Origin of the sequence: Pseudoalteromonas sp. NFXS39 (assembly GCF_040148775.1) — a bacterium.
In the GTDB taxonomy this organism is placed as follows: domain Bacteria; phylum Pseudomonadota; class Gammaproteobacteria; order Enterobacterales; family Alteromonadaceae; genus Pseudoalteromonas; species Pseudoalteromonas apostichopi.
The window spans coordinates 209,526-236,363 of the sequence record NZ_JAGDEC010000007.1 but is presented as its reverse complement, the minus strand read 5'-3'; the positions used below and the strand labels follow the sequence as shown (position 1 = coordinate 236,363).

Annotated in this window: 24 protein-coding genes and 1 tRNA gene; 8 read left to right on the top strand and 17 right to left on the bottom strand. The window is 39.1% G+C overall.

Annotation, left to right across the window (positions count from 1 at the left end; all coding sequences use genetic code 11):
- The first annotated feature begins 332 nt into the window (after nucleotides 1–332).
- Both J3455_RS14850 and J3455_RS14845 read left to right on the top strand, forming a co-directional pair.
- On the top strand, nucleotides 333–920 hold the full coding sequence (locus J3455_RS14850; protein WP_130049874.1) for a YceI family protein: 588 nt from the start codon (nucleotides 333–335) through the stop codon (nucleotides 918–920).
- Complete coding sequence (locus J3455_RS14845; RefSeq protein WP_349561983.1) at nucleotides 920–1,438, top strand: DUF1285 domain-containing protein; 519 nt, start codon at nucleotides 920–922, stop codon at nucleotides 1,436–1,438. Before J3455_RS14850 ends, J3455_RS14845 begins: the two co-directional genes overlap by 1 nt.
- A 4-nt stretch (nucleotides 1,439–1,442) precedes the next feature.
- On the opposite strand, the gene yihA is transcribed toward J3455_RS14845, so the two are convergent.
- Nucleotides 1,443–2,090, bottom strand: coding sequence for a ribosome biogenesis GTP-binding protein YihA/YsxC (gene yihA, locus J3455_RS14840; RefSeq protein ID WP_130049872.1), 648 nt, complete (start codon nucleotides 2,088–2,090; stop codon nucleotides 1,443–1,445).
- A 283-nt stretch (nucleotides 2,091–2,373) separates the two neighbouring features.
- On the opposite strand from yihA, the gene J3455_RS14835 reads away from it, so the two are divergent.
- The 3 genes from J3455_RS14835 (at nucleotide 2,374) to J3455_RS14825 (ending at nucleotide 4,869) form a co-directional block, all read left to right on the top strand.
- Entirely contained in the window at nucleotides 2,374–3,006 is a 633-nt protein-coding gene (locus J3455_RS14835; protein WP_054561153.1) for a c-type cytochrome, read from the top strand.
- A gap of 751 nt (nucleotides 3,007–3,757) precedes the next feature.
- Nucleotides 3,758–4,357 carry a Der GTPase-activating protein YihI gene (yihI, locus tag J3455_RS14830; protein WP_167659002.1) on the top strand — a complete coding sequence of 200 codons (600 nt, stop codon included), beginning with the start codon at nucleotides 3,758–3,760 and terminating at the stop codon, nucleotides 4,355–4,357.
- Complete coding sequence (locus J3455_RS14825; RefSeq protein ID WP_130049869.1) at nucleotides 4,354–4,869, top strand: DUF2489 domain-containing protein; 516 nt, start codon at nucleotides 4,354–4,356, stop codon at nucleotides 4,867–4,869. Before yihI ends, J3455_RS14825 begins: the two co-directional genes overlap by 4 nt.
- A 59-nt stretch (nucleotides 4,870–4,928) precedes the next feature.
- Here the strand turns inward: J3455_RS14825 and hemN are convergent, their stop codons facing one another.
- Nucleotides 4,929–6,302, bottom strand: coding sequence for an oxygen-independent coproporphyrinogen III oxidase (gene hemN, locus J3455_RS14820; protein ID WP_349561982.1), 1,374 nt, complete (start codon nucleotides 6,300–6,302; stop codon nucleotides 4,929–4,931).
- A gap of 364 nt (nucleotides 6,303–6,666) precedes the next feature.
- Between hemN and J3455_RS14815 the strand changes: the two genes are divergently transcribed.
- A tRNA-Ile gene (locus J3455_RS14815) sits at nucleotides 6,667–6,743 on the top strand.
- A gap of 223 nt (nucleotides 6,744–6,966) precedes the next feature.
- Here the strand turns inward: J3455_RS14815 and J3455_RS14810 are convergent.
- From J3455_RS14810 to J3455_RS14785, 7 genes are all read right to left on the bottom strand, one after another.
- Nucleotides 6,967–7,395, bottom strand: a complete 429-nt coding sequence (locus J3455_RS14810) for a JAB domain-containing protein (RefSeq protein WP_062086155.1) — start codon at nucleotides 7,393–7,395, stop codon at nucleotides 6,967–6,969.
- Nucleotides 7,396–7,397: 2 nt separating this feature from the next.
- Entirely contained in the window at nucleotides 7,398–7,835 is a 438-nt protein-coding gene (locus J3455_RS14805; protein ID WP_250661568.1) for a DUF6641 family protein, read from the bottom strand.
- Nucleotides 7,836–7,955: 120 nt separating this feature from the next.
- Complete coding sequence (locus tag J3455_RS14800) at nucleotides 7,956–10,862, bottom strand: collagenase (protein WP_349561981.1); 2,907 nt, start codon at nucleotides 10,860–10,862, stop codon at nucleotides 7,956–7,958.
- Nucleotides 10,863–11,019: 157 nt separating this feature from the next.
- A complete protein-coding gene (locus J3455_RS14795; protein ID WP_274168754.1) occupies nucleotides 11,020–11,490 on the bottom strand; it encodes a hypothetical protein in 471 nt (156 codons plus the stop codon).
- On the bottom strand, nucleotides 11,468–12,949 hold the full coding sequence (locus J3455_RS14790) for a hypothetical protein (RefSeq protein ID WP_349561980.1): 1,482 nt from the start codon (nucleotides 12,947–12,949) through the stop codon (nucleotides 11,468–11,470). Before J3455_RS14790 ends, J3455_RS14795 begins: the two co-directional genes overlap by 23 nt.
- A gap of 114 nt (nucleotides 12,950–13,063) precedes the next feature.
- Nucleotides 13,064–13,231 (bottom strand): zinc-ribbon domain-containing protein, encoded by a 168-nt coding sequence (locus J3455_RS19840; RefSeq protein WP_502935101.1) that lies wholly within the window; start codon nucleotides 13,229–13,231, stop codon nucleotides 13,064–13,066.
- Nucleotides 13,232–13,385: 154 nt separating this feature from the next.
- Nucleotides 13,386–17,312, bottom strand: a complete 3,927-nt coding sequence (locus J3455_RS14785) for a hybrid sensor histidine kinase/response regulator transcription factor (protein ID WP_349561979.1) — start codon at nucleotides 17,310–17,312, stop codon at nucleotides 13,386–13,388.
- 174 nt (nucleotides 17,313–17,486) lie between these two features.
- On the opposite strand from J3455_RS14785, the gene J3455_RS14780 reads away from it, so the two are divergent.
- Nucleotides 17,487–17,678 (top strand): hypothetical protein, encoded by a 192-nt coding sequence (locus tag J3455_RS14780; protein WP_349561978.1) that lies wholly within the window; start codon nucleotides 17,487–17,489, stop codon nucleotides 17,676–17,678.
- 263 nt (nucleotides 17,679–17,941) lie between these two features.
- Here the strand turns inward: J3455_RS14780 and J3455_RS14775 are convergent, their stop codons facing one another.
- The 5 genes from J3455_RS14775 to J3455_RS14755 all read right to left on the bottom strand — a co-directional run bounded on the left by J3455_RS14775 (nucleotide 17,942) and on the right by J3455_RS14755 (nucleotide 23,314).
- Complete coding sequence (locus tag J3455_RS14775) at nucleotides 17,942–19,654, bottom strand: DNA polymerase (protein ID WP_349561977.1); 1,713 nt, start codon at nucleotides 19,652–19,654, stop codon at nucleotides 17,942–17,944.
- Between the two features lies 1 nt (nucleotide 19,655).
- On the bottom strand, nucleotides 19,656–21,131 hold the full coding sequence (locus J3455_RS14770) for a DUF5906 domain-containing protein (RefSeq protein ID WP_349561976.1): 1,476 nt from the start codon (nucleotides 21,129–21,131) through the stop codon (nucleotides 19,656–19,658).
- Nucleotides 21,131–21,595, bottom strand: a complete 465-nt coding sequence (locus J3455_RS14765) for a hypothetical protein (protein ID WP_349561975.1) — start codon at nucleotides 21,593–21,595, stop codon at nucleotides 21,131–21,133. Before J3455_RS14765 ends, J3455_RS14770 begins: the two co-directional genes overlap by 1 nt.
- A 160-nt stretch (nucleotides 21,596–21,755) precedes the next feature.
- On the bottom strand, nucleotides 21,756–22,310 hold the full coding sequence (locus tag J3455_RS14760) for a hypothetical protein (protein WP_349561974.1): 555 nt from the start codon (nucleotides 22,308–22,310) through the stop codon (nucleotides 21,756–21,758).
- A gap of 125 nt (nucleotides 22,311–22,435) precedes the next feature.
- Nucleotides 22,436–23,314, bottom strand: coding sequence for a hypothetical protein (locus J3455_RS14755; protein WP_349561973.1), 879 nt, complete (start codon nucleotides 23,312–23,314; stop codon nucleotides 22,436–22,438).
- Nucleotides 23,315–23,860: 546 nt separating this feature from the next.
- On the opposite strand from J3455_RS14755, the gene J3455_RS14750 reads away from it, so the two are divergent.
- Nucleotides 23,861–24,106 carry a hypothetical protein gene (locus tag J3455_RS14750; RefSeq protein ID WP_349561972.1) on the top strand — a complete coding sequence of 82 codons (246 nt, stop codon included), beginning with the start codon at nucleotides 23,861–23,863 and terminating at the stop codon, nucleotides 24,104–24,106.
- Here the strand turns inward: J3455_RS14750 and J3455_RS14745 are convergent.
- The 3 genes from J3455_RS14745 to J3455_RS14735 all read right to left on the bottom strand — a co-directional run bounded on the left by J3455_RS14745 (nucleotide 24,098) and on the right by J3455_RS14735 (nucleotide 26,579).
- The gene (locus tag J3455_RS14745; RefSeq protein WP_349561971.1) at nucleotides 24,098–24,358 is read right to left on the bottom strand and encodes a hypothetical protein; all 261 of its coding nucleotides are present in this window, start codon (nucleotides 24,356–24,358) and stop codon (nucleotides 24,098–24,100) included. The genes J3455_RS14750 and J3455_RS14745 overlap by 9 nt on opposite strands.
- Nucleotides 24,348–25,433 carry a tyrosine-type recombinase/integrase gene (locus tag J3455_RS14740; RefSeq protein ID WP_349561970.1) on the bottom strand — a complete coding sequence of 362 codons (1,086 nt, stop codon included), beginning with the start codon at nucleotides 25,431–25,433 and terminating at the stop codon, nucleotides 24,348–24,350. Before J3455_RS14740 ends, J3455_RS14745 begins: the two co-directional genes overlap by 11 nt.
- A 126-nt stretch (nucleotides 25,434–25,559) precedes the next feature.
- Complete coding sequence (locus J3455_RS14735; protein WP_349561969.1) at nucleotides 25,560–26,579, bottom strand: site-specific integrase; 1,020 nt, start codon at nucleotides 26,577–26,579, stop codon at nucleotides 25,560–25,562.
- Between the last annotated feature and the right edge of the window lie 259 nt (nucleotides 26,580–26,838).

Here is a 26,838-nt window from a genome sequence, read left to right as displayed (position 1 = left end):
GCTCGCTGTAATGTTAATTTAAGGTAAACAAGAAAAGATGGTTTTAGTGTTTCGTTATATCTTTATCAATTTGTGTTGTTTCTGCGGTTGTGCAATTTATTTTTAATCTGGTATTTGCTAAAGTCCGCGCCGTCCTCATCCTGTAGGACATCCTGTTGATGATGCATCTGAAAGGATGCAACGTATTGATAGCTTCTCCCCAGTTTGCTATAACGACTCACTCCTTGTTGAGTGAGTCGCTTTTTCTTTCTCTTATCATACAATTCATTGCACAAATCAACGCAAGTGATACCATCAAAGTGATTCTTATTTACTTTTCGAAGGAATGCGTTATGTTTAAATCTATGGCAATTGCTGCCTTTTCATTATCGAGTATTTTAGTTGCCCCTTTAGCCAGCGCAAACTGGCAAGTTAATAATGAGCAAAGCAACGTGAGCTTTGTGTCTATCAAAAAGAACTCAGTTGCAGAAGCGCATCATTTCAAAAAAGTATCTGGAACACTAGATGAGCAAGGTCAATTTAAGTTGATGATCGACCTGGCATCGGTTGAAACACTGATCCCTATCCGCAATGAGCGCATGACTAAGCTATTATTTGAAACGGCTAAATTTCCTAATGCTGTGTTAACTGCTGATTTAAGCAAAACATTGTTAAAACTTGAGCCTGGCCAACATGTACTTAAAGGTTTAAAGGCTGAGTTAGACTTTCATGGTAATAAAAAAGACCTAACAATTGATGTGCTTGCTAATATGTCACCGAAAGGCGATGTAACCGTATCATCTTTTACACCCGTTATTATTAATGCGAGTGATTTCAAAGTAACAGAAGGTATTAGCGAACTGCAAAAGCTTGCAGGTCTACCATCTATTGCAACAGCTATACCTGTGACATTCTCTTTGACGCTTGATAAAGATAAATAATGCAATCACTTGCCGAATTAGAAGCCGCTCTTCAGGCTCCCGATAAACCCTTTGATCAATGGCAGCCACAAAATTGTGGGCAATTGCCAATGACGATTGATGCGCAAGGGCGGTGGTTTTATGCCGGCAGTGAAATAAAACGCGAGGCAATGATTAAGCTCTTTGCCTCAGTTCTTTGCAAAGAAGTTGATACTTATTTTTTAAAAACGCCGGTCGAGAAAATGGCCATTACAGTCGATGATGTGCCTTTTGTTATTATTGATTGGCGTTTTGAAGACACAGAGCAAGGTCCTGCGCTTTGTTGTGTCGATAATTTGCAGCGTGCATGGCTCGTATCAGCAAAGCAACCATTGGTATTACGTGAATTTGAAGGTGTCAGCGTGCCTTATCTTCAATTAGCACATGGCTTGGCTGCGCGGGTATCGAGAAATGTTTATTATCAGTGGGCCGAAATAGCCTGCTCAGACGAGCAGGGCTATTACTTAGAATCATTAGCCAAGCGTTATTACTTGGCCTAAGCGATTAAGCTTCTGGTTGTTCGTCAGACTCAGGTGCTTCAACTTCAATTGGTCCTAAAAACCACTCATCGAGCTTTTTAGCAACTTCAGGTAAGCCTGTGCCTTTTAATGAAGAGAAGGCATGAACTGTAATATCACCATCTAAGCTACTTAACTCACGGCGAACTTGTAAAACTTGCGCTTTACGTGCGCCTTGTTTGAGTTTGTCGGCTTTCGTTAATAGTGCCAGCACTGGAATTTCACTACCAACGGCCCAGTCGATTAAGTCACGGTCTAAATCTTTTAACGGGTGGCGAATATCCATTAAAACAACGATACCTTTTAAGCTTTGACGCTTTTGTAAGTATTCACCTAGCGACTTTTGCCATTTTTTCTTCATTTCGATAGGTACTTTAGCGAAACCGTAACCCGGTAAGTCGATAAGGCGTTTATCGGCATCAAGTTCAAAGGTATTGATCAGCTGAGTACGACCTGGTGTTTTAGAAGTTCGAGCTAACTTTTGATCAGTCAAAGTGTTTAGAGCACTTGATTTACCAGCATTAGAGCGACCAGCAAACGCGACTTCAATCCCCGTATCAGCAGGTAAGCGTGAGATATCAGGTGCGCTGGTAACAAAGGACGCAGTGTTGTATTTGATACGAGATTTGAGCACAGGCTCTCCTAGTCTTTTATAAAAAATAACAAGCAGTGGCTAATTTCCACTTAAGGCACGTATTTTATACTATTAAAGCAGCATTCAAAAGCGTATTTAAGCGTGCTAAATTGGCTTTAAATTAGGAAAATTACTAAGTAGAAACTTAATCTAAGTCAAATCCCTATAAATTATGAGCTTAATGTGGGCAGAAAACGTGCCAGAGAATTTATTATCGTGTAGAATATAGAAATCACAACATCCATATTGTAGATGATACAGGGTCGGAAACAGAGAATTCACCATGAAAAAAATAGCACTATCTTTAACTATATTGCTTGGTACGTTGTCAGCAAGCAACGCAACAGCATTTGATGGCGATGTAAACGCAGGTAAAGAGAAATCGGCAACGTGTGCGGCTTGTCACGGCCCAGACGGTAATGCACCGGTTAATATCTACCCTAAAATTGCAGGCCAACACGCAGATTATATCTATAAACAATTACAAGAGTTTAAATTAGGTATGACATCTGGAGGCAAAGAAGGTCGTATGGATCCAGTAATGAGTGGTATGGCTATGCCGCTTAGCGATCAAGACATGAAAGACCTAGCTGCTTACTTCTCTTCTTTAAATATGTCTGAAGGTACAACACCTAAAGATGTAGTGGAAGTGGGTCAACAGCTTTATAAAGCCGGTGATGCTGAGCGCGGTATTCCAGCATGTGCTGCGTGTCACGGTCCACGTGGCAACGGTACATCACTAGCAAAATTTCCGAAAGTTTCGTTCCAACATCCAGAATACATCAAGTCACAACTTGAAAAGTTCCGTGATGGTACGCGTAATAACGACTTAAACGGTATGATGCAAGATATCGCTAAAAAGCTAACAGATAAAGACATCGAAGTACTTTCAAAATACTTAGGTGGCTTACACTAAAGTCTGATTGCGGATAGAAATACTCCGTATTAATATGTGATTAGTGTGAAAAAAGCAGCGCAAGCTGCTTTTTTTGTATTTAACACATGTCGAAATCTCCTACTCTCGTGTGAGACATTGTCCATAGTGAGCTGTAAGCTAAATCCTATTTTTATTTCTATTTTTAGCATAACTCTTTGTTATTGAATGGATTGCACTTGTTGCAATATCTTATCTGTAAGAAAAATTATATAAATTAGTTGTAACAAAATTATTAATGAGTAAATTAACCACTGTCGCTGAGACATCAAAAACAACATGGACAATGTAATAAGGAAAGTGATTGCGGCAAGTCTTTAGGGGTTGACACTGGTTAGGTGTCCTAAAGGAAATAACAAAAAAGCGTCAGGATTGACCGAGAATAATAAAAGCTCATGGAAGTTTAATAATAAAAACAAAATGGAATGCTACACGGAAGGTTAAAAAAATAACAAAATGGATAAACAATAATAATAAAAATAATAAAGACTAAAAAGTCGAAGGGAGAAGTGTCCAGATAATTGGCGCTCAGATTAGTAGGCGGTAGAGATGTTTTCTCTACCGCCTTTTTATTTGTCCTGTTACAATAGCCACCGTTTGTACTAAAAGTATAAAAAGTGCGCAGTTCGTCAAGTTGACCAACCACATCCGCACATCGAATTCTTCTGGTTATGCCAGCATTACAATGCCACAAAGGCGTTGTACACAACCTCTTAAGTGAGATGATCAAGATATGAGTAGAAAGAAAAAGTCGCGTAAAATTCCATCAAATGGTCCTGTACGTTTAAGCAAAGAAAAGCTTAAAGAAATGCGCGCGTTAAAAGAGCAGCGAGTTAAAAAGACCAAAGGCGCTAAACCAGGGTCTCGAAATGCACCTGATGCACTAAGCGCAGAAAACGCAGCAGCGAACAATCAACCGAAAGATAAGCGTGTTGGTAGTAAAAAGCCTATTTCTTTAGTTGCCCCTAAGGCCGAGCCGAAAGTTGAAATGAAACGCAACTTGAAACCAATGGTTGAGCTTAAAAAAGTGGCTGAGCCTGAATTAACGCCAGAGCAAGAGTTAGAAGCGCTAGAAAATGACGAGCGTCTACTGAAGTTGGTTGAACGTCATGAGCGTGGCGAGTTATTAACTGGTAAAGATGCTAAGTACTTTAATAGTCGTATTGCTCGTCATCAGGCTTTATGCGAGCTATTAGGTATTGAAGATGAAGACGAGTACGAAGATGACTTTGAAGATGATTCATTCGATGAAGGTGAGTCTGACTTCGATAAGTACTTATCAGATGACTTAGCCAACGAATGGTTTGATGACGAAGATGAGGATGAGCGATGAGCACAACCTTGATTATTGCCATAGTAATTGGTGCGGCAATTATCGCAGGGCTTGCGTTTTATGCAGGACAACTTCTTTATAAACTAAAAGAGCAAAATAAGCTTATCGCCAAGAAGCAAGCTGAACATGAGCAAAAGCTTGCAGCATCAAAAGCAAAACGTAATGCAAAGTTAGCCGATAGCATTCATTTAATTGCCCGTGCAATGAATGAAGAGCAATGTGAGTTCTCTGAAGGCTGCTTACGCATTTGGGTGCTGATCTCTCAATACAGCTTTGCAGAAGAGTTTGAGTTAAGTGAGCGTTACCCCGGCATCTTTAAAATGTACGAAGTCGTAAAAGATATGCCAACGCACGATGCTCGAAAGAAATACTCTAAAAAAGAGGTTTTCAAAATGGACACCGTTCGCTGGCGTGCTGAAGAGCAGCATAGCGATGAGATTAAAGCAGATTGCGCCCGCATAATTGAAGAGTTTAAAGCCGCGCCAGGCAGCGAAAACGTAGTATTCAATTAAGCAGAAGTTGTGATTTAAGCAAAATAAAAAGCAGAGCCTAGGCTCTGCTTTTTGTTGGGCTAGATAACTCGTGAGAAACGAGTTTGCTTGATTTGTTGTTGTAGGTGCGCATCAAAGCACATACAAATAATACGAATAAATAAATTACCGCGGGCTGTTACTGTGATCTTATCTTGGCTAACAGTCACCAAGCCATCAGCAAGCAGTGGGTCGAGTGCTTTTAGTGCCTCACAGAAGTAGCTAGCGAAGTTGATATTAAATTGTTCTTCGATTGCTGGAATATCAAGCTCAAACTGGCAGATCAATTGTTTGATTACTGCGGCACGTAAAGTATCGTCATCAGTTAGAGCGACACCTTTACATACTGCACTGCCAAACCCTTCTTGCACAGCTTTGTAATAGTGCTTTAACTCTTTTTCGTTTTGTAAAATAGCATTGCCAATTTGCGAAATAGACGACACGCCTAAACCTAATAAGTCACACTGTCCATGCGTTGTGTAACCTTGGAAATTACGATGTAATTGACCTGCGTTTTGCGCAATTGCCAGTTCATTGTCTTTACGGGCAAAGTGGTCCATACCGATAAACTGATAACCCGCCGCTAACATCTGCTCAAGTGTATTTTTGAACATAGTGAGCTTATCGCCAGCAGATGGTAAGTCAGCGTCTTTAATCTTGCGCTGTGCTGCGAACCTATCTGGTAAGTGAGCATAGTTAAATACCGAAACGCGATCGGGGTTTAGTTCAATAAGCTGTGCAATCGTCTCTTTGAAGCTCTCAGGCGTTTGCAAAGGTAAACCGTAAATCATATCGGCATTAATAGATTTAAAGCCAAGCTCACGAGCTTCACTAATCAAGCCTTTTACAGATTGCACGCTTTGTGGACGATTAACTGCCAGTTGCACATCATCATTGAAATCTTGAATTCCAAACGAGACACGATTGAAGTCAAGCTTACGTAGGTGAACTAGCATGCCATCAGCTAAAGAACGAGGGTCAATCTCAATACCACGCTCGGCATCATCAGCAAAATTAAAGTGCTGTTCAACTAACGTCATTAAGCGGCTCATTTGTTCTGCCGATAAAAAAGTTGGCGTACCACCTCCTAAATGCAGTTGCTCAACTTTATAATCAGCAAAAAGCGTTGCTTGCTCAGCAATCTCAAGCGCTAAATTATCTAGGTATAAATCGGCTTTGGATTGATGACGTGTGATCACCTTGTTACAGCCACAGTAATAACAAAGCTGACTGCAAAAAGGGATATGGATATACAGCGATAAAGAACGGCTTTTCGACGCTGCAATCGCGTTAATCATATCTTGTTGATTATAACCATCTGCTAAAGACAATGCCGTTGGGTAAGATGTATATCGAGGCCCAGAAATATTGTACTTGTTGATCAGAGATTGATCCCAGCTTGGTAAATTTATCACAGTCAGCACTCCGCAATTGATTGAGCGGCTATTTTAACGAGTTTACTGATCTAGCTATTTGATCTAGAACAATGTCGGAAGCTAGAAACTAATCGGCATGCTTTAAGGTTGTTGTAAAAACAAAAAGTTTACTATTTGAGCAATTGAATTAGTGATTGTTAAAATAAAGGGTTTTGCTAGTGACAAGGTTACAAAAACTTTTTATACTGCATCCCGCTTTAGTCAGTTAAACCGGCTAAACGCATCAAAAATTTAGCTTTCGCTAATACATTGGCCCCTTAGCTCAGTTGGTTAGAGCACACGACTCATAATGAGCGGGCTTAAGTGGTAAGAGTAGAAAAGCAAGTCCAAGCTTTAAAAATGTGGCCCCATAGCTCAGTTGGTTAGAGCATCCGACTCATAATCGGCAGGTCCCCTGTTCAAGTCAGGGTGGGGCCACCATCTCCACTAAATACGTGGGCTAGATGGTGAATAACTTCTCACTATTTTCTGTTTTACCAGATAAGTCGCCAATCCCGACCAAGGTCAACTAGGACCATCTCTATTTTCCCTAAATTTCATTTTAAAAAGTAGCCACGTTTGATTGGGGATCGCCCCTAGTAACGAAATTCGTGTAATTTTTTGGTAACTATGAATTTGGTTGAAACCCTGATTTTAACAGGGCTTAATCTCTGACAGCTCTATCAAAACGCTCATATCCAATAACAACATGGTCAAGCACATCGATACTGAACATCTTTGCGGCTTGTTTAATTTGTTCGGTAAAATGAAAATCTTGCTGACTTGGTTTTGGATCACCTGATGGATGGTTATGAATTAGAATAATAGCTGGTGCGTTAATTAAAATGGCTGTTCTCAATACTTCAGCCGGACGAAGTGATATCTGATTTACCGTGCCAATCGCTATAACTTCATAATTGATAATTTGATGCTGGCTGTTCAAGTTCACCACGATAAAACGCTCTTTGGTTTCATGTTTCAAATGCTTAAACACTTGATAAACCTTCTCTGGACTATCAAGTGTTACATTCAAAATGTCATCATCTACTTCCCTAAAGGTATAGACACAGCTTATTTCACGTAATATAGCCACACTTAGACCTTTGCTTTTCTTGGTCCAGTAACGGCTTTTAGCTGAACATCTAACTCTCCTATTTCAACAGCCTGAATTAAGGTGTCGATTGTTGTCAGTAAATTTTCTTGCTTACCCACTTCAATCGCAACTTTGCCTTTCTGTAATTCCAATGACTTGTTGCCATACTTTATTTCAAAGAACCAAGTATCATTCACTTGATAGAACCACTGTCTTAGCTTCTTAGGTTGCTTTACTCGTTTCTTCTCTCCGGTAATACCATCGGTTATCCAAACCTCTTTATAAGCGGTATACACCTCATTTTCCAATAAGCAAGCAGCCATAGCACGTTGTTCGTTTAATCGGGCAATCAATTTTTCGCGTTTAACTTGAATAGGCTCGATAGCTGGAATAGTCGGACGGGCAGTACATTTCAGTTTTGCTAGTGTTGATTGACTCATTACTTCACCTGTTGGTTATTTAAGACCCTATAACCATCCAGTCATTTTCCAAATATTAGCAACGGGACATATAAAAAAAATGCCAGCATATTGCTGGCATAGGTATTTAACTGATGGAAACTAAGAATGTTTATTTCTTCTTAAGATCGCCATACCAATCATAAGAAGTGCGGAAATAAAGCCAAAGCTACCACCACTGCTGCTTTTGGGTGTATCTGCAATAGGTTGAGTTGTTTCTTTCTGCCACTTTGAGGCATCATTTGGGTAAGCGTCAGAGTTATCACCGTAGCCATCACCATCGGTATCTGTGCTTTCACTTGCATCATTAGGGAATGCATCAGCATTATCTCCTGTACCATCAGAATCTGAATCTATCCATTCTGTTGAATCATTTGGAAATACATCTGAATTGTCCCCGTAGTCATCACCATCAGTATCTGTGGTTTCACTTGCATCATTAGGGAACGCATCGGCATTATCGCCAGTACCATCAGAATCTGAATCTATCCATTCAGTTGAATCATTTGGAAATACATCTGAATTATCACCGTAGCCATCACCATCGGTATCTGTGGTTTCACTTGCATCATTAGGGAATGCATCAGCATTATCTCCTGTGCCATCAGAATCTGAATCTACCCACTCTGTCGGATCACTCGGGAATGCATCGCTATTGTCCCCATGACCGTCACCATCAGTATCAGCCCATTCTGTAGGATCATTAGGAAATGCATCTTGTTCATCAGGATAACCATCACCGTCGGTATCAGTTACACCTTCATCATAGTCAATATTATCTGGGCGCAATAAACCAATACATTCAGCATCAACGTTTTCAGTATTAAATTTAGTCGGGTGGCAAGTCATAGTTTCAAAGTTATTCAAACCATTAGATAAAGCACCTTCAATGCCTGTATCTAGCACCGAATTAACAATATTGATTTGCTTGGCTTTGGCACCATTAGCTTCAATAGTAAATGTGCATTTAAAATTAGACGTGTCTAATTCCGAGCAACTAGTTGTAGCTCCCATTGATGCAGTTAATACAGTTTGAATATCAACTACACCATCAGCTTCCAATAATGCGTCTGTTTGGTATTCATACCAAGGAGCTTGCCATCCATCAGCTGTTAACTCACTAACGTATGTTTGAAAACCACTATCTAAACTACTCAATGAAGCAACTATTGAATCAAATTCAAAAACATCATCTGCCGCAACAGCCGAAGCCATATCAACTATTGATTCACTTCCAGTTTCATCCAAATAATTGAACAACAATGCACTGTAAGGGTACATCCAATCATCGCTGTAAGAAGTAGCTGTAATCTCAGAAATAGAACGTTCACGGTGCCAACTTTTCATTTCGATCATTGTTGCAAGAGGATCAGTTCCACCATATTGTTTTGCACCAGCTAAGTAATTAGCCATTCCTTCATCAAACCACACGAAGCGATCATTTTCATACATTTGAGTCTCACCCCACATACCTTTTACTAAATAGCGTGAGTTTAAGTAATGTACGTATTCGTGACGGGCTAGTTCTTCAAGAACAAACATCTCAGTATCAGGTCGATCAAAGGTATATAAAGTTCCGTCTTGTTCAATGTAGATACCACCATTATTGGCATCTAAGCCATATAAGTAACCTTGGAAGGTTTGATAATCTTCTGGCGATCCATAAATCACAAAAGTGGATTTTTCATTAGGGTCATCTTGTACCGCGTCAGTGATGCCAGTATTACGGAAAAACAATGAACGAGTGGCTTGCAGGGAGTTATATATGTGGCGAGCACGTTCTTCAGACAATTTGGTTTTGAAAGTAATATCACCAAAAGTAAACTCTGACGGTAACGCAAAGTCTCTCATTTCTTCTATTAATTCATCCGTAACGCACAGAAGGGAATCACGCTCAAACACTGTGCAATCCAAGCCAGAATTTGATATTGAACGCAATAATGCGACATGTGGCTGACTAAACTTACCCTTTGCATCCAGTACTTCTTGAACGGCTGCAACAATCTCATTGGTAATGCCAATCTCAGCCATAGCAAGTAGTGCGTGTATTGCATTAGAAGGTACTGGGTCATCTACATTTATGTTGTAAATGTATTGCGCCAATATACTCGGCATTTCGACATCATCATATGTTGCTTCTCCGATGTAATAACGAGTCATGCGATTGAACTCGTTAATTATGGTATTTGCCGCATGATATATACCATATTGATCTTGTTCATTAGGAGCGGTGAAAAGTGGTCGAATGATGTCTAACCGGCTTTTCATAATTGGAAGTAAATCGATCCACTTAGCAGCTCTTTCATCACCACCATTTAAGCCCTTAAATATTAAGTAGCCATAATAGCCACCAGCAAGATTTATTGTTTCAGCGATAACCAGTTGGTGCGTACGATCTGTTGTATTACCGTCAAAGTTAGCAAATACATCATCGAAGGCTGCTTTGATATTTGAGTCGTCAGTCGAAAGAGTTAGGTCGTTGTTGGCTGCATATAAATACATAACACGCAAAAAGAACACCTTACCGAAAATACGCTCAGGTACATATGAATCTTCTGACAATTCCGAAACAATAGCATTAGCCACATTGTTGACATTTTCCGTACTGAAAACTGCAGCCGCCTCCTTAAAGGTAACCGCTATTGAACGAAAACAATCGTAACCAGCAGATACTTCATGTTTTAAATATGCATTAGATACATATTCAACAAAATCATTTCCCGAGTAAGAAGCAAATTCACTTGGCTCACAAGTTTCAGGAATAATTTGATCACTTGATGCAGAATTCATCGAAATCGTTTTTGCTTGCGCTTTCGCGAAAGCTAGCTTTTGTGGGAATTTTGATGTGAATGGCACCGGAAGGAGCGGAACGGAAAGCTCATTTTTTATGTGTGCAATGCCTTCATTGCCGTGAAAGTAACCATGCTCACTTGTAGCGCTGGCATTGAGCGATAAAGCAGAGGTTAGTGCTATTGCAATAGCTGATAATGAGTGCGTACATCTTATCATTTTTATTTCCTTTTAAGGTTAATACCCAGTTAGCTTCTAACCAGTTGGCAAGAAAGAAAACAGAGGCTTAACCATATGAAATAAAATGACTTTAAGTGTTCACTCTACCGACAATTACTTGTACATTACCGACAATTACTTGTACATTACCGACCAATTACATGATTTCCCATTTCTGATTAGTGAAGTGGCGGCATCCAGTTCCAGTATCGTTGCCAATTAATTCTTTATTGGGAGAATAAACCGAATAAGAAAAGTCACGGCAGGTTTGATACAGTACAGGCATCGTTTTGTTTTCATAAAAATCGCTAGCCGTTACGTGAAATTGATAGCATGTATCAATGTTCACCCAAAAGTACTCTTTATGCTCTATACCAGAATGTAAAACACGTTCTAGCTGAGAAAAATCCCAGCTAGAAAATGCTTCGATATGATCAACCTTGCCGTCTAAATTTTCATCGTAACCACCATTTACTGGACCACGATGATATCGGCTTACTGATGAATAAAGATCATTAGATATGCCACAGTTATTTCTCTGAAGCGAACCACAAGCATTAAGAGCTAAAATTATACAAATAAATTGTATAACTCTAAGGGAAGTATCAATTGCAACTATCTTTGACATATTGCCAACGTAGACAATTCTCGCCACTTTCAGCACATTGCGCTTTCAATGATTTTAAAATCGTACCGCACATAACTTGCCTTTGCTGTGTAGCTAACTCTTGCTCCCACAATTTTCGTTGTAATTTCTCTTCTGTGATTTTTTTATCTGCAATCTCGTATTCTTTGAAGGTTTTATAAACAGGTAGCAGTTCGAGTCCGATATTTTTTCTTTCAAATGGTTGCTCGAGAAGTTTTAGATCTGAGTTCTTTGCTAAAATAATTCCGCAATTCTTTGTTCCTTTAATTACGTGATTGAATAAAGATTTCAAATCCCTAGCAATGTAGCTTGATTTTGGTTGTTCACTAAAAAATTGGCTTGCAACTGCAAAACCAGTTTCTTCATTTTTCATATACTTGATACTACAAAACTCATAATCGACACCGTACGTATCTCTTTTCCCTAAAAAGTAACCATTACCTGATTCGTATACCTCAGCCAATTCACTATTTTTTTTATCTATATCTTGAGATAGTTCATCAAAGTATGAATATGCGGTTTCAGCGACTAAAACCTTTTCTAAAGACAAAGGACTTACTTTTTGTGCCTTATAGATATCTGAGGACTGCCAAATTACATTGGCGTCTGATAACAAAGCATCAAAATTATTATAATAAACGTCATGTTTATTAAGATATGAAGAGTCGGCTGAAACATAATTTTTGAAGCCATAAAGTAAGTGTTCTGAGCCATACGTTCTGTATTTCGTTGCAAATCCATCTGTACCTCGTTTCATTTCATTTAGTACTAAAAAGACAAGCTCATTCCCTGTAAATAACAATCGGTCACATTTTTTAGAACCTATTCTACCAAAAAGTCCTCTGACTCCTTCTAATCCAAAGTCCGAATATTTTGGAAATGAAAAATGGCTTTGCTCAAACTCAACACCTAGTTGTCTATACCCTTTGTTATTAAGGGTTAAATTTTCACCTTTAGTCTGGGCTGTGAAATTGTCTTGAATCTGGAATATTCGCTCTAAAAGCATTTGGTTATACGATATCCACCCGAGTACTTTTCTATTTCTATGTGCTGGAAGCGAACTTTGTTCTGGAAGTGAGCCGTCCTTTTTCTCTGCATTAATTTTTTCAAGAGTTTTAGCAATTTGCTCTATATTTTTTGCGTATAACTTTTCATCGAAGAAAGGGACTCGCTTTACTTTTGTAAACCATTCTAGATTTTCTTCAAGCATCTCTAACTCTGGTTGACCACCAAGAGCAGGACTGTAACAAACCGTAAATTTATCCCATTGATAATCATAGGTGCCATCTAGGTTTTCTGTTATTGCCGTTTTTAATTTGGAAGAAGGGGTTAACGATAAGGCATAGACGTCATCGTTATCCAAGAAGTTAGCTAAATTTGTGCTATGAGCTGGTTGTAGAAAAAATAAAAATACCACTGATAAGTATTTAAAAATATTCATACAGTTTTCCTTGTTTAGTAATGCTTAATTAATAGACTCGTAGTGATTTTCTTTTTCCGACACTTAGTTCACCTAACACAATTTTTAAAGTCTTTGACATTTTCTTTATTCCTTCTATAGCAACATTAACCAATTAACTATTCCGTATGCACCAAGACAAAAAGCGGCAATAGTAAATAATCTGGATAAAATATTTGGCTCTCCTGCATAACCACACTTAGGGCATCGTGTTGCTCTGGAAGAAATTTCAGCATTACATTCGGGGCAATAACCTAAACTCATTACATATCCTTTGATTGTATTTTTAATTAAGCTTCCCTTCACTCTAGTGAAAAGGAAACAACAATAAAGGTAAGTAAATTCAATCAATTGGAGGTGAACGAATCCGACAGATAGGTGTACATAGCCGACTTTTTTACAATATCAGCTATGTATTTTACTTAGGTGACTGAGTTATAAACTCTTTTGGCGACTGCCCGAAAGCCGTTTTAAAACTTCGGCTAAAATAACTGGAAGAATTAAAGCCAACTAAATCAGAAGTCAGCGAAATAGATTTGCCTTCAATTAACAATTCCTTTGCTTTTAGCAATCGGTAATTTCGAATGTACTCGGCTGGCGTTTGGTTGAATAGTGCCTTTAGCTTTCGTTGTAACTGCCTTTCACTCATGGCAAACGAATCAACTAGCTTTTCAACACAGAACTCACTGTCAGCATAGTTCTTCTCGACTAGCTGATTTAAACGCTCAATGAATTTTTGATCGCGTTCGCTAACAATGCTTTCAATAGGGTCATCTAGATTTTGCTGAGTTTTAAATCTTAGCTTTTGGCGCTCCAGTGTATTTTTAACTTTTAGGAGCAATTGCCGAGCTTCAAAAGGTTTTGCTATGTAGTCCACCGCCCCCAATTCGAGCCCTTTTAATTCGCTTTCTTCATCCGCTTTGGCTGTTAATAAAATGGCAGGAATATGACTGGTATTATCATGCTCAGCAAAGGCTTTAACTAACGAGAAACCATCCATTTCTGGCATCATGACATCTGAGATTATCAAATCTGGAATGTGTTCAATGGCGAGCTCTAACCCTTTTGAACCATTAGCTGCATTGAATGTTTTATAATCGCTTGATAGTAAATCGACCAAGAAACCTCGTAGTTCATCATTGTCTTCGACAATCAGCAGTGATTGTTGTTCTTGATTGCTAGATGTTGCTTTACCAGCACCAAGCTCTATTATTTGCCTTTGAGCTGGAGACTCTTGGTTGCTTTCTATGCAAAAATCATTAATGGTTAAACTAAAAGTGACTGAACCTGTTTTACTTAAGCAGGTTATCTTCCAACCGTTTTGGCTACATATATCTCGTACCAGCGATAAACCCAAACCAAACCCTTGTTCAGAATCGGGTTGACCTAATCGTTCGAATCGATCGAATATTTTTTTTGTTTGCTCATTTGCTAATCCTGAGTGTTGATTCTCAATAATGAGCTGATATTTACCATCGACCAACGTTGAATCGAGTTTTACCCAACCTTCAGCACTTGTGTATTTCAATGCGTTGGAAAGTAGGTTTTCAAGTATCGAAACCAGATCTTCTTTATCTGCTTCTATGATTGCATTGCTATTAAGATGTTGATGTAATTCAATCTTTTTTTTCTGCATCAAAGGCTCAAAGGCAATCACATAACGTATAAGTAAGTCATCAATATTTATAGGCTCTATGTGCTTTTGTTTTTGTTCAACTTTACTAAGGTGTAATATCCGCTCAACCAAGCTAAATAATCGCTTGCCATTATTCTTAGCCAAATGAATAAGCTTTTGCTGCTGCTCAGTTAAATTAGGTTGTTGAGCTAATTGTTCAATTGGTGCATTGATTAAAGTAATAGGAGTTCTAAGCTCGTGAGATATATTGGCAAACAGCTGATTTTTTTGATCCAACGTAGAAGCTAGCTCAGCCGTTTTTTCATCTACTGTTTTCTGAAGTTGCGCTTTTTGCCTTAATAGAAAGCTTGTTCGATACCGATAATAACCATAGCCTGTGAATATCAATAATAAGAAATATAAGGTTAGTGCAATATCTGACTGATAATAAGGTGGGCTTACCAAGATGTTTACGTCACTTTGTGCATTATTCCATTCTATTCCATCGTGTGAATATTGGAGTTCAATGCGATACAAGCCTTTTGCTAAACCACTGAGTTGAATACTGCTAGCATTACCATTATTAATCCACTTACCTTCATTTAAACGATACCTAAATTGACGTTGTTTGGGTTGAAAGAAATCATCAACGAAGTACTCAAGTGCAATCGTGTCTGTTGACGCCATGAACTCTAAACTAAGGGGAGCGCTAACTAATGCTTTGCTATCGGGTGAAATCCATCTCAAACTAGCGGCAGAATCACCTTGTAGTAATCGCTCTGGAATAATTTTTGAAACACCATCAATACCTGAAAAATAAAGGCTTCCATCAACTCCAGTTGCAACACCTTTGGTATTAAACTCACTACTTTGTAACCCATCGCGTTTAAAGAATGCTTTTAGTTGATTCGTTGATTTATTCCAACGATACAGACCATTAAACGTCGATAACCAAAAAATGTTTTGCGACTCCTTTGTTATAGCCTGAATGTAGTGACTTTTTAGCGGTAACGGATAGTGCTTAAACGTATCTGAAGATGATTGATATTGATAAACTCCGTTGCTGGTGCCAAGGTATAGCTCTGCATCATCTATATACACATAGTACACAGTAACTTGGGGCTGGTTATCGCTTAATTGTAGTGGGTAGTGGTGAATTACATCACTTTCAATATCATAACGATTTACTCCGTCCATCGTACCAATCCAAAGTTGGTTGCTCTGGCCTTCTGCAAGTGCATAAATATTGGCGTTTGCTTTGATACCTCGTGCATCACCACTAACACCCACTTGCTTAAAATCGCCCTGACTTTCATCCACCAGCGTTGTTAATCCTCCACGCCAATTCGCCACAAAGATCTGGCCTTGTGTAGTTTCAACTACATCTAAAACTGCGCCTTCCCCAGCAATATCAGGTATTAATTTGGAATGGTCATTGTGTGAGATTGTATTCAATGCGGCATCAAGGTGATACAAGCCATTGTTTGTCGCCAACCAAAAACTGCCGTCTTTAGATGGTTCTATTTTTAAGGTGAAGGTTTCCAATACCGACTCAGCTTTACCCAACCTACCATTATCTGAAATTGGGTAGCGGTATAGCCCACCGACAGCCCCAGTCCAGAGATAACCATTGTTGAGCATCAATGAATTTATATCATCTGATAAAAGGCTATTTTGAGCCTGTTCTGAATACTGATAAGTTTGAATTGCAAAACCATTAGCCGGAATGGCTATCACACCACCTTGAAAACTGCCCAGCCAAATAGTGCCATCACGACTTATAAACACTGAGCGAACATCGCGGGTGATATTGCCAAGCTCATAAGGTTTAAGCATTGGGTAATTGCTGAACGTTTGGGTTTTGAACGAAAATTGACTCAGGCCATTATTGGTTGCAATCCACAGCGAATCTGCGCCCTCAGCCAAGTTAGGTACAGTCAATTGCTGATAGTCTGGATTTGGATTTAATCGTTCAAAGCACTCACAATTAGCGATAAATCGGCTTAAGCCACCTTGAACTGTTCCAAGCCAAATTTCATCCTCAGTCGTATTAAATACGGTATATACAGTATCAGCACTCAGGCTGCGATCATCATTCGAATCATGACGAAAGTAATCAAAGCGTTTTAACGTAAGGTCATATCGATTTAAACCGCCACCCCAAGTCGCAATCCAAATATAATTACTTTGTCTTGCCAATGAACGAATTGATTTATGATTGGTTCCATTACCATTATCACTGACAGGCAAAGTCGATACCTCTTGCGTAGTTATGTTAACTACATTTAACCCATTATCTGTTCCTAACCATAGCTCATTACCTACTTTCAGTACTGATTGAATATTGTTGTGAGACAGACCTTTTGAGCTATCATAGCTGGTAAAACTATCTGACTCTTTATGGTATTGGCTGATCCCATTATGGGTAGCTATCCATAGCGAATTGTCAGGTGCCAGATAAACTTGATTAATACTATTTCCCACCAAGCTATTTGCATCTGTCGGATCATAGCGGTATACCTTGAAATTCTGGCCATCAAAACGGTTCAGTCCATCCTCAGTCCCAAACCACATGTAACCATCACCATCTTGAGCAATGGTGTATACCATACTATTTGATAAACCATCTTCAATGTTATAGCTGGTGTAGTTAGGGTTCGGTAAAAATTGCGCGGCTGATGATGCCGAATAGATGAATATAAAAAGTAAAACCGTCTGTAGTAACGCCATAATCAAGTTAAGTTTTTAGAATTATTATAATGATAAGCAAATCATACTTTATTTCTTACTCGGTCTCATACACTTAACCGACACAGTCATGTCGGTATCCGACAAAACACCAGAATATCGTTGTCTCAAAATCGAAACCACAGGAAGGTTATATGGTATCAATAAGGAGACATCATGCTAACGAACAATCAGATCAACCAGATAGCCGAAATGTTGATTGAATCAGGTAATCTTAACGATGATATTAGTGAGCATATTGGTCTTATTTTGGAAAACATTGCTGGTATTGAGCTATTGGATGACGACCAACTTAATTCGCTGCATTCAAAAATTGAGCAAGCAGTAAAAAACTTCAAAAGCTCATAGAAAGCCCACCTGCTTAGCCTGAACCCGAATAATTTGGTGCAGAGTTTATTTCACCTGAAAGGATATCCAGATCCGTTGATTTCTTTAACAAGACACAGTAAGTACCTAATGCTCATATCAAAGAATATCCGCGTACGGATCCCACGGTAGTGCCCAGTAAAGAGAAGCCTTGAACCAACTGATTCAGGTTTAATACCAGATATACTCAAGTGTTCTTTAGTTTTTAAAATACGGCTAGAAACAATCAGGTTTTTATCAAAAATCTAAATTTGATGGAGTATATCTGGTATATCCCCACATTGTATTATCGGGTTATTTTCATGGTAAATACTGACTTCTGTCCGTAATAAAAGTTTACCGTCAAATAACTCATTGCAGGCAAAATCCATTGCCGTCTGAATTTTATCTATTACCTGCGATTGCTCCGTAACAGTTACATTAACATAAATTGCATCATGCTGTGTGCAGATAAAGTCAATGTCATCGTACTTAGCTAACTCTGTGATAGCTACGCGCATTAATGCTGCGCCATTGGATTGCATTGGAAAATTAAGAAGTTGCGTATCTTTTATCCTATCGTCGACAAAGTAAGTCCAACCATCCTGTGATTGCATGAATCTTTGCTCTCGGGCTCGGTTGATGCCAGCGTTTATCCATTGCCAGTAGGCTGAGAATGTTTCCTTATGCCAATCATGAATTTGCTGTGCTTTGTTATAAGCTTGTGCCATCGAAAGGTTGGTTGAAATAGCTTTAATATCTTTTGCTAATGACCAGACTGTTTTGCCATACCCTAATCCGATTTGTACAGTTTTAAATATTTGTCGTACTTCAGGATGAGTATATTTTGTAGCACTAGGTGGAGCAAAACCCGCTTGCTTTGCTAAAGCAATATACACATCGCCATCTACTGTGTTGTATGCCTGCATCAATTTCTGATCACCCGATAACACCGCAGCAATACCAATTTCTTGTTGGCACCAGTCAATTGCAATAACGCAGTGGTCAGGTTTTGGAGTGATAAGAGAGCGTATCCAAGCCCCTGCATTTAACAAGTATCCTTCCGATGGTTTAGGGCTGTTACGACCTGTTTTCTGACTCATTAAAAACAAGCTTGGTTTGATATACCCATCGTTGCTTAGCTGTCTTAAATCGCTTGAATTAATAGCGTTGATGAAAGTAATCGACTGATAAAACATGGTTAAATCTGGGTGGTGATTTGCCAATTCTTTTAAGTAGCTCTTATCTAAGTTTAAATAACTACCATTGCCCCACGTTTGCCATGGTATATTGTTAATATTAGCTAATAGCTTTAGCCTCTCATGGCTCAGTTTTCGGCCTTTATTGTCAGAGGTCGTTACATAAATCTCACCATATACATCATTTACTTTCTGCTGAATTCTATCAATGGTATCCGCTTGGTTAACGAACCAGTCATTGAGTTTATCTTGATCTATTGGAAAGCCAGCCCCTTGTTTATCCAGTTTAACGATGGCCTTTATATACTCACCTCGAATGACCATTTGTTGAATAATGGCATTAGTTCTTATTAAATCCTGTAGCGTTGCATTTAACAGGTCTAAAACTCGCTTAAAGAGGATTGTTTGTCTATGGCTGTGGCTTGTCTCCAATTTCACATTAAAAACGTGATACGCGTTTTCTATACTGAGGTCTGCAGATTGATACTTTGGATGCGTTAGCATCAACATTTTGGCTTCAGCGGTTAAGTCAATCAAAGGCACTTGGGTCAACTGAAAGCCTGTTTCTAATGCAGTTTTGACTAGAGCAGTTAAATCAGAAGTTAACCATATAGCTTTAGGGTGCTGTAGCTGTAATTTTGTAAGTCTTATCTCTAACTCACTACCTGATCGGCAATAGACACTTACCTGATTTACCATTGGTGATATACCGCAGCAATATTCTAACTGGTAGCCATTGCTGCTTATATCGCTTCGGATAGAAACGGAGAGGATATCCATATCACGACTCCATTGTCATTACTTCGTCAAGGCTAAGCCGCCTACCTTCGGCTGGCGCAATGCCTGCGTAGAAAATACGGCCATTCTCTTCAGAGCGCTTTTTCCACCTTGCTCCTTTTCGATTAACCAACCAATCAACAAACTGATCATACTGAGGCTTGCTTTGTAGTCCTTCTACTTTCAATTTTTCTTTAATAATTGAAGCTGCAACTTCTGATTGCTCGTCTACTTGCCAGTGTTTACTGAAAATAATGTCAAAGTGTTCAAAGTACTGCTCTGTCAGTGCTTTTATATCATTATCTGTATCAGTTTGTATGCGGTAGTTGTCAGGGCAACGTTCTTCGTAACATTGCTCTGCATAAGCTAAAAAGCCTGATAACTCCGCCTTCAACCTTTCCTTCACTGTTGGGTCAGGTTTTTCGTCCACCATAGGCGAAATGCTTATATACAATAGACGACTGGTCATGAAATTATCACTAGTGACTTCTGGTGAGAAATTTGAGCATATCCACATTCTGGCATTTAAGTAAGCCGTGTAAGCCTGCTTGCCTTTACGCTCTATCAGTACAGGATCAGATCCTGCACTTGCCAGTGTTTTAAATTCTTCACTAGACAAGCACTTACGGTTGCTAGCATCGGGATAAATCACTAACGCGGCATGTTCAAAATGACTATTTAGAAACCGCTTTTCATTCGAGTTTATCGATGCGTTGGATATGGCGTTGTGAGCGGGCCCATAGAGTTCTTGCCCAATAATACGGGCAATTGCCGATTTTCCTTCTTCGCCATTTTCGCCATGCATCCATAACATTTGTCGCCCTTGATAGTTGCCAGTGTAGACACCGTACTGCCATGCAGCAAAAGCAACTGGGTCGCTCATTCTGTCAAGTATTCGCTGCCATGTGGGGAATTCTACGTTTGGATCTGGAAAGTATTTGCTGCGATGCAGACACCAATTATCATCACCAGGCAATCCCATGATAACTGGCTCGGCAACTAACTCGGTATGATTGAGCCAATACTTAACCAATTCATTAGCTTTGCGTGGTGGTAGTGGAACACCTAACTCCTGTAACCAACGAGTCGATATTTCACACGCAAGTATTTTATCAATTTCCTTTTCTAAGATAGGTTGCAAGGTCTTATCTTGCTCTGAAATCACTTCATAAGTAACTAGTTGCCCATTGACTTCGCTTTGTTTGAAGTTGGATAGAAAATAGCTCGCCGCATAGTGCATCGAGATAGGGTTGTCGCTATTTAACTCGGGAGATATAACACTGGATTCGAGTCCCGACTCAGCTATTGCTAGCTGAGCGGGAGATAACGAATCATAAATCGCTTTAGGTATGCAATCGAGCGCCTCGTCCCAAGGAATGCCTTTTCTGGCACACTCTCGTTTTGCAATTAACAAGCTATCAGTGTCATCACGCTTTAAAGTGTGCAGACGTTCCTGAGTATGCTTCGTTATCTGAACCATTACGCAACCTCGTCGTACGCATCAATATGACAGAAGCTAACCCATTGGCTGAATTCCCTGCCATCATTGCCCTTCACCTTTTTACTACGGACTATGTAAGTGTCTTCTTCATTGATACCAAACTCTACAAGGTAGTCGTGTACCAACTTGCCTTGACCATCAAAAATGACACCTTTTTTATCTCGCCATTCGGACGATTTAGTATCAAGGTACATACTCTGCCAACGTATTTTTACGTAGGGGTTGTTGTTTTTCGACAAGGCTTCGAAGTACTCGACGTTGCGAATTTTTACAGGTCGCTCAGTGTCGTTGAAGCTTGTCATACGGTCTTTGACTTCCTCTAAGGTTAGCGGCCTTTCGTCGCTAATTATGTCGGTAGTAGCAGCTTCAACCTCAACTTGGTTGGCGTCTTGGTTGATACCTGCTTCGATGGCAGCTACTAGTTTTGCTTTGTTAAAAGTCATGGTGATTATCCTCTTGTTGACTTTGTGCCCAATTAACGTAATTAAGCGGTTAAATTTGCCGAAATCGGCGGTTTTTAGGCGCAGCTGTCCCTTACTCGGTTTCAGAGCAACTGCGCGGTTTTTATTACGAGTTAAGTTTGTTAAGCGGTACGCTGGAGCGTTATTCGTCTGGATTGCCAATTAACGCTAGGTAGTGGTCTAAATGTTCAATCGTAAAGTCACGCTTCACCATGTCGGTAAAAAGCTTTTCGATTAACAGCACATCATTGGTTTGCGTCATATCTTTATGCCAGTAAACACTGATTTCCAGATCGTTAGCACCTTCTATGCGCTCACCGTCTTCGTCGAGCTGATAACACAGGACAATGCTGGATAACTCAGCAGAATCTAAGTGGCTTAAGTCATACAACTTCTGACCTTGAAAGTAAGTATCGATGATCTGAAGCCCTTCAAACTCGCCATTTAGCTGAGGCTCTAGGATTAATGCTATCCATTCCCAGAATGTCATTTCTAGCGAAATGGGCGCGGAAAATAACTTTAACCTTAGCTTATTGGTGTCAGGGTTAGCGGTTAACCAATATGGTTCAAGTATTTGACGTAGCGGTTCGCCAACAATTGACACCATAGCTTCATAAGCGGCTTCTGATTGCTCAAAGAAATTACTTACGGCGTTAATGTTGGTAGGGTCAGTGTTTAGTGTAGATTGTGTCGTCATTTTGTATCTCCTTAGATAACGTTGTTTGCTTTCGACAGGGACACATCTTAGAGATTTGAAAAATGACAAGTAGTGTGACTGCCCATTGTTAGGTGGGCAGCTCGGATACTTATTTTTATGAAGTGTTAATCTAGAGGTACTAAGTTTTCTTTAACAAGCCGCGGAACGAAATCGATAAAATGTAATCCTTCGTATTGTTTATGAGTTCGTTTGCTACTGGGAGGACCTTTCAATATTGCAGTTGACGGTGTTTCGGGTTGGTTTTTAAAATACTGTTTAAGTTTGCTGTCATCCATTTTTAAATAACCTTTGTTAGCTGCGTCACTATTGACATAAACTTGATTGTTAATTTCTTCAGCCAAAGCCCCCACTGGAACATATGCTTCTATACTCCAAACCTTAAGTGCTATTTCATAGACTTTGTCTGCATATTTTTCTCTCTTTGCTAAATCTTTCTGTTGTTTTGCTTGGGCTTTAACTCGGTTACTTAAGCTAATGTTATGTTCTTTTTTAAGGCGGTCGCGGTGTATTTCTACATAGTGATTGTGACACAAGTCTAGATAGGCAGTAGCGTAACGAGCAATAGTGAGAGCTTCTATTGCTTGTTTGTATAAATTAAGTATCAGCGCGTTGTCGGTAGCTGATAGGTTTAGCACTTCAATGCATTGGATTAATACGTAGATGGCTAAATGAGTGCTTTCTATAACAGGTTGGTTGGTGTCAATATAAGCCTTTAATCCGCAACTTAAGCCACCAAGCTCCATAGCTTCCGTTTGGTAGTATTCGTCATTCATTCGGTCATCATCAAAACCAACGTTTTTAACGCTTTCCAACTGCTCAACCAGTATTTCCAAGGTTTCAATATCTGACTCTTCATTTCCAAAGATGATGGTTAATGCATCATCAATTAAGGAAATAAAGTGATCTTGTTGATTAGTTGATAAACCTTGCTTGATTTGCTCTAAGGTAGTGGTTTGATCGATGATGTGTTGCAGGGAATACAAGTTACGGCTCCTATACTTGATGGCGTCGAGAATGCTTAGTTGATTAAATCCGCTGGTATTTACAATAATCGCATTTTATACGGGATGAATAGCAGCTGCATGATCTTAAATCCATATACTGTATATACTCCAGTATTTTGCTTTTTTATTAATTAATTTTTTAGCAGTTGCGTATTTTAGTTAAAACTCGCTTTGTGTGGAGTATATGAAGTATGCAATCCAGATAAGCAGGTGATGGGAGTTGGAACAACTCACGTACACCTGTTGGTTGGACACAACCAACATATTCTTAAAAATTCCTGTGGGCTTGTTTCTTCTTGATCTTTTGGTAATACGTTGAAGCTCCTGCTGGGGTTAAACCGCAGGTACTTATAAATGCAGCAATAATATCCTTCCGCCTGATGCTATCCTGGGGGATCATCTTTAAGTAAACTCGAGTAGCTTTATCCATCTTGGTTTCGGATAAGTCTTTCTTTGTTTTGACCATAACTGTCTTCAATAAATTTTTATTTGAGTATCTACAAGGTACGGGAAATCAGGCAACAGTTGAAAATTAATCAAGTCTTGCTGAAGATAAATTTATTAATTTGCGAGGTGGAACTGATGATAGAAAAGCAAATACGACTACCAAGTGGTCAACTGGTCGGGCGAATTACTGATGTTGGTAATCGTATTGAAGCAAGAAGAACGGACGGTGTATTACTTGGCTGGTACTGTAAAGCTTCAGATAATACTCGTCTGGCAAATGGACATTTATATTGTTGGGGTAATGGGGTTCAAATGTTACTTTGAACCCTTAGCCTTTTTGTCAGCTTTCACTTTGGGTTTACGAGTTAAAGTTGTTTGAATCGGCGATTGATTTGAGGCTTTAACACGATATTCCAAGTAAATAACATGTTCTCCCGATTTCTGATCGAACACTTGTTTAACCCGCTTCAGTTTAGAATTACCGTCAGATTCAAAACCAAACAATTTATCAAGTATATACAGCGCTTTATTCCACCAGCCAACTGATGATTCATGTAAAACATCGTTAAGCAACATGGTTACCTCCAATTGGTTGTAATCGTTCCAAAATATCACGTGCTTTGGCTGTAATATCTTTTCGTTCTAGGTGGGCGTAGATTTGCGTTGTCTTGATATCTGTGTGACCTAGCACTTCTTTTACCTCATACAAATTTAGCCCGGCTTGAACCAAGCGACTTGCACAGGTGTGACGCAAATCGTGAATTTTAAAATTTTCAATGCCAGCACGTTTGATCGCAGCTCTAATACCCTTGGCTTGATAACCTCTTAGTTGACCTTTTGAGTTCGTAAATACAAATTCTTCAGACAACCGATTTTCGAATCGACGTTTAAAAATTTCTTTAACTCGGTTTGTCATGTAGATAATAGATTCGTTCCTGACCTTTGGTCGCCATAAGTTCAATGTACTTTCTTTAATATTTATTGAATCCCACTTAATAGCAGCAATTTCTGAGTATCGCGCTCCAGTATCAAGAAGGCAGACAACCAAATCGTAATTATCTTGATATCGACGGTTTTCTTCCGCAGTTCTGTACTCATAATCGGGGCGAAACGGGCGTTTACGCTTAGGATCTAATTCGGTAAGCAACCTTGCTTCTTCTTCGTGGGATAAGTAACGTAAGCGATGCTTAGGTAACTTAATTTTAGGGAACGATACTTCTTTCACACTGTAACCATGCTCTTTAGCCCAATTTACAGCACTTCTAATGGCCTGAAAATTATGTTTAATAGTTTGTGGTGCTATACCTTCCTTTTCACGCGACACCTTAAATTTAGTTAAATCTGAGTCACGAATCTGGTCTACATAAACATCAACATTAACTCGCTCGGTTACTGTTTTGACGTTGGTAAATGCATAGTTTTGGCTTCCTGTACCTTGTTTTTCATCAAGGTATCCATTCAGAGCTTCGCGTAATGTAATTCTTGGTCGCTCTCCCAATTCGTCAATCTTATGCAGTTCATCGCGCCATTCTCGCTCCATACGTTCTGCTGTACGCTTATTTGATGTTTTTGAACTTTTACAGTAGGTTTTTCCGTTAAAATTAAACTGGATGTAGTAGTTACCAACACCGTTTCTTTTAAATATACTCATAATCATAAATCCTATTAAATTGACTCGTACCAAGTCATACAGCTTCATAGCTATTTATGTTTGAGTTCAACGGGCTTACCAGATCTCGGCGAAACTTTTATCCGTGTTCAGTGCCAAGTTAAGTTATTAATTGTTATTGAGAATTTCAACTGCTTGATTTGCTACAGCCTTTTGCTCCAAGTGAGAATAGCGCTGTGACATTGAAATATTTGAGTGTCCTAAAAGTTTAGATACTGCAAATAAACTCATGCCATTCTTTACTAATTTAGAAGCCGTTGTGTGGCGAATGGAGTGAGTGCAAAATCCGTCCAAACCAAGCTCTTTATATACCTTTTGAATAGATTTAGGTGTAGTTCTGCGTAAGCCCCCTGCTTTTGATGGGAATACGAGTTCTTTTTGGGAGCTTGATTCATATCGACGTTTTAAAATATTTAATGAACGCTCTGTAAGTTTCAGTACAGATGCCGTATTTGTTTTAGTTCGCCACAAGTGAAGTTCAGCTGTTTCTAAATCGACAGATTCCCAATGTAATTGTTGGATTTCATTTAATCTAGCCGCAGTATCCAGCAATAAAACTACCAGATCATAATCATCTGGATTTTTGTTCAGTTTCAATCGTTCGAGTAGCTGAACTTCTTCCTGATTAGACAAGGTTCTAGTTCGTTGATTATTAACACGTAGTTTAGGTATTACAAGATTTTCTGGTTGCAAATAACCGGCTGATTTTGACCAATTAACAACCCCTTTTAAAGTGGTAAGCATTAACCTGATAGTGCCTTCTGTAACTCCATCTTTGCGTCTAAGCGATACTAACCTCGTTAAGTGGCCACCATTTAAGCCATGTAAATCCGCTTGGAGTGAATAAACACGAGATAGTTGAGCATTCAGCGTTCTAATTTGTGTATCAAGATTTTGTTGGTTGACCGAACCTCTCTTACTACTTGCGTATTCCTGTATTGCTTCAGCTAAAGTGATAGTCGGTCTATCACCTAATACATGCTGACGGTACATCGTCTCTCTAAGTTGGCTTTCAAACCGAAGGGCAAGCGATTTTTTTGTAGTTTTTGTACTGCGGATAACTGTTTTGCCATTGATGGTAATTTCGCAATAGTAAAACTTGGAATTATTACGCTTGTATACAGACATCTGAAAGACCTTTAGCAATCATTTAGGGTAACTATCCGGTCAAAATTTAGGTAGGACAACGGGCAGAGTTTGCCTTCTTTTCTATAGTTACAAATGCTCTAGATTACACCATTTAACTACCAAGCGTATTAGCTTTGTTGTCAAAAGTTTTAGTAAAAAACATGCAAACTTTTATTAAGCGTAAGTTTTAAATAACAAGATATTTAAGTTAGCAAAGGATAATTAATCCTTTAGTATGTTTTTTAGCCAAACACACCAA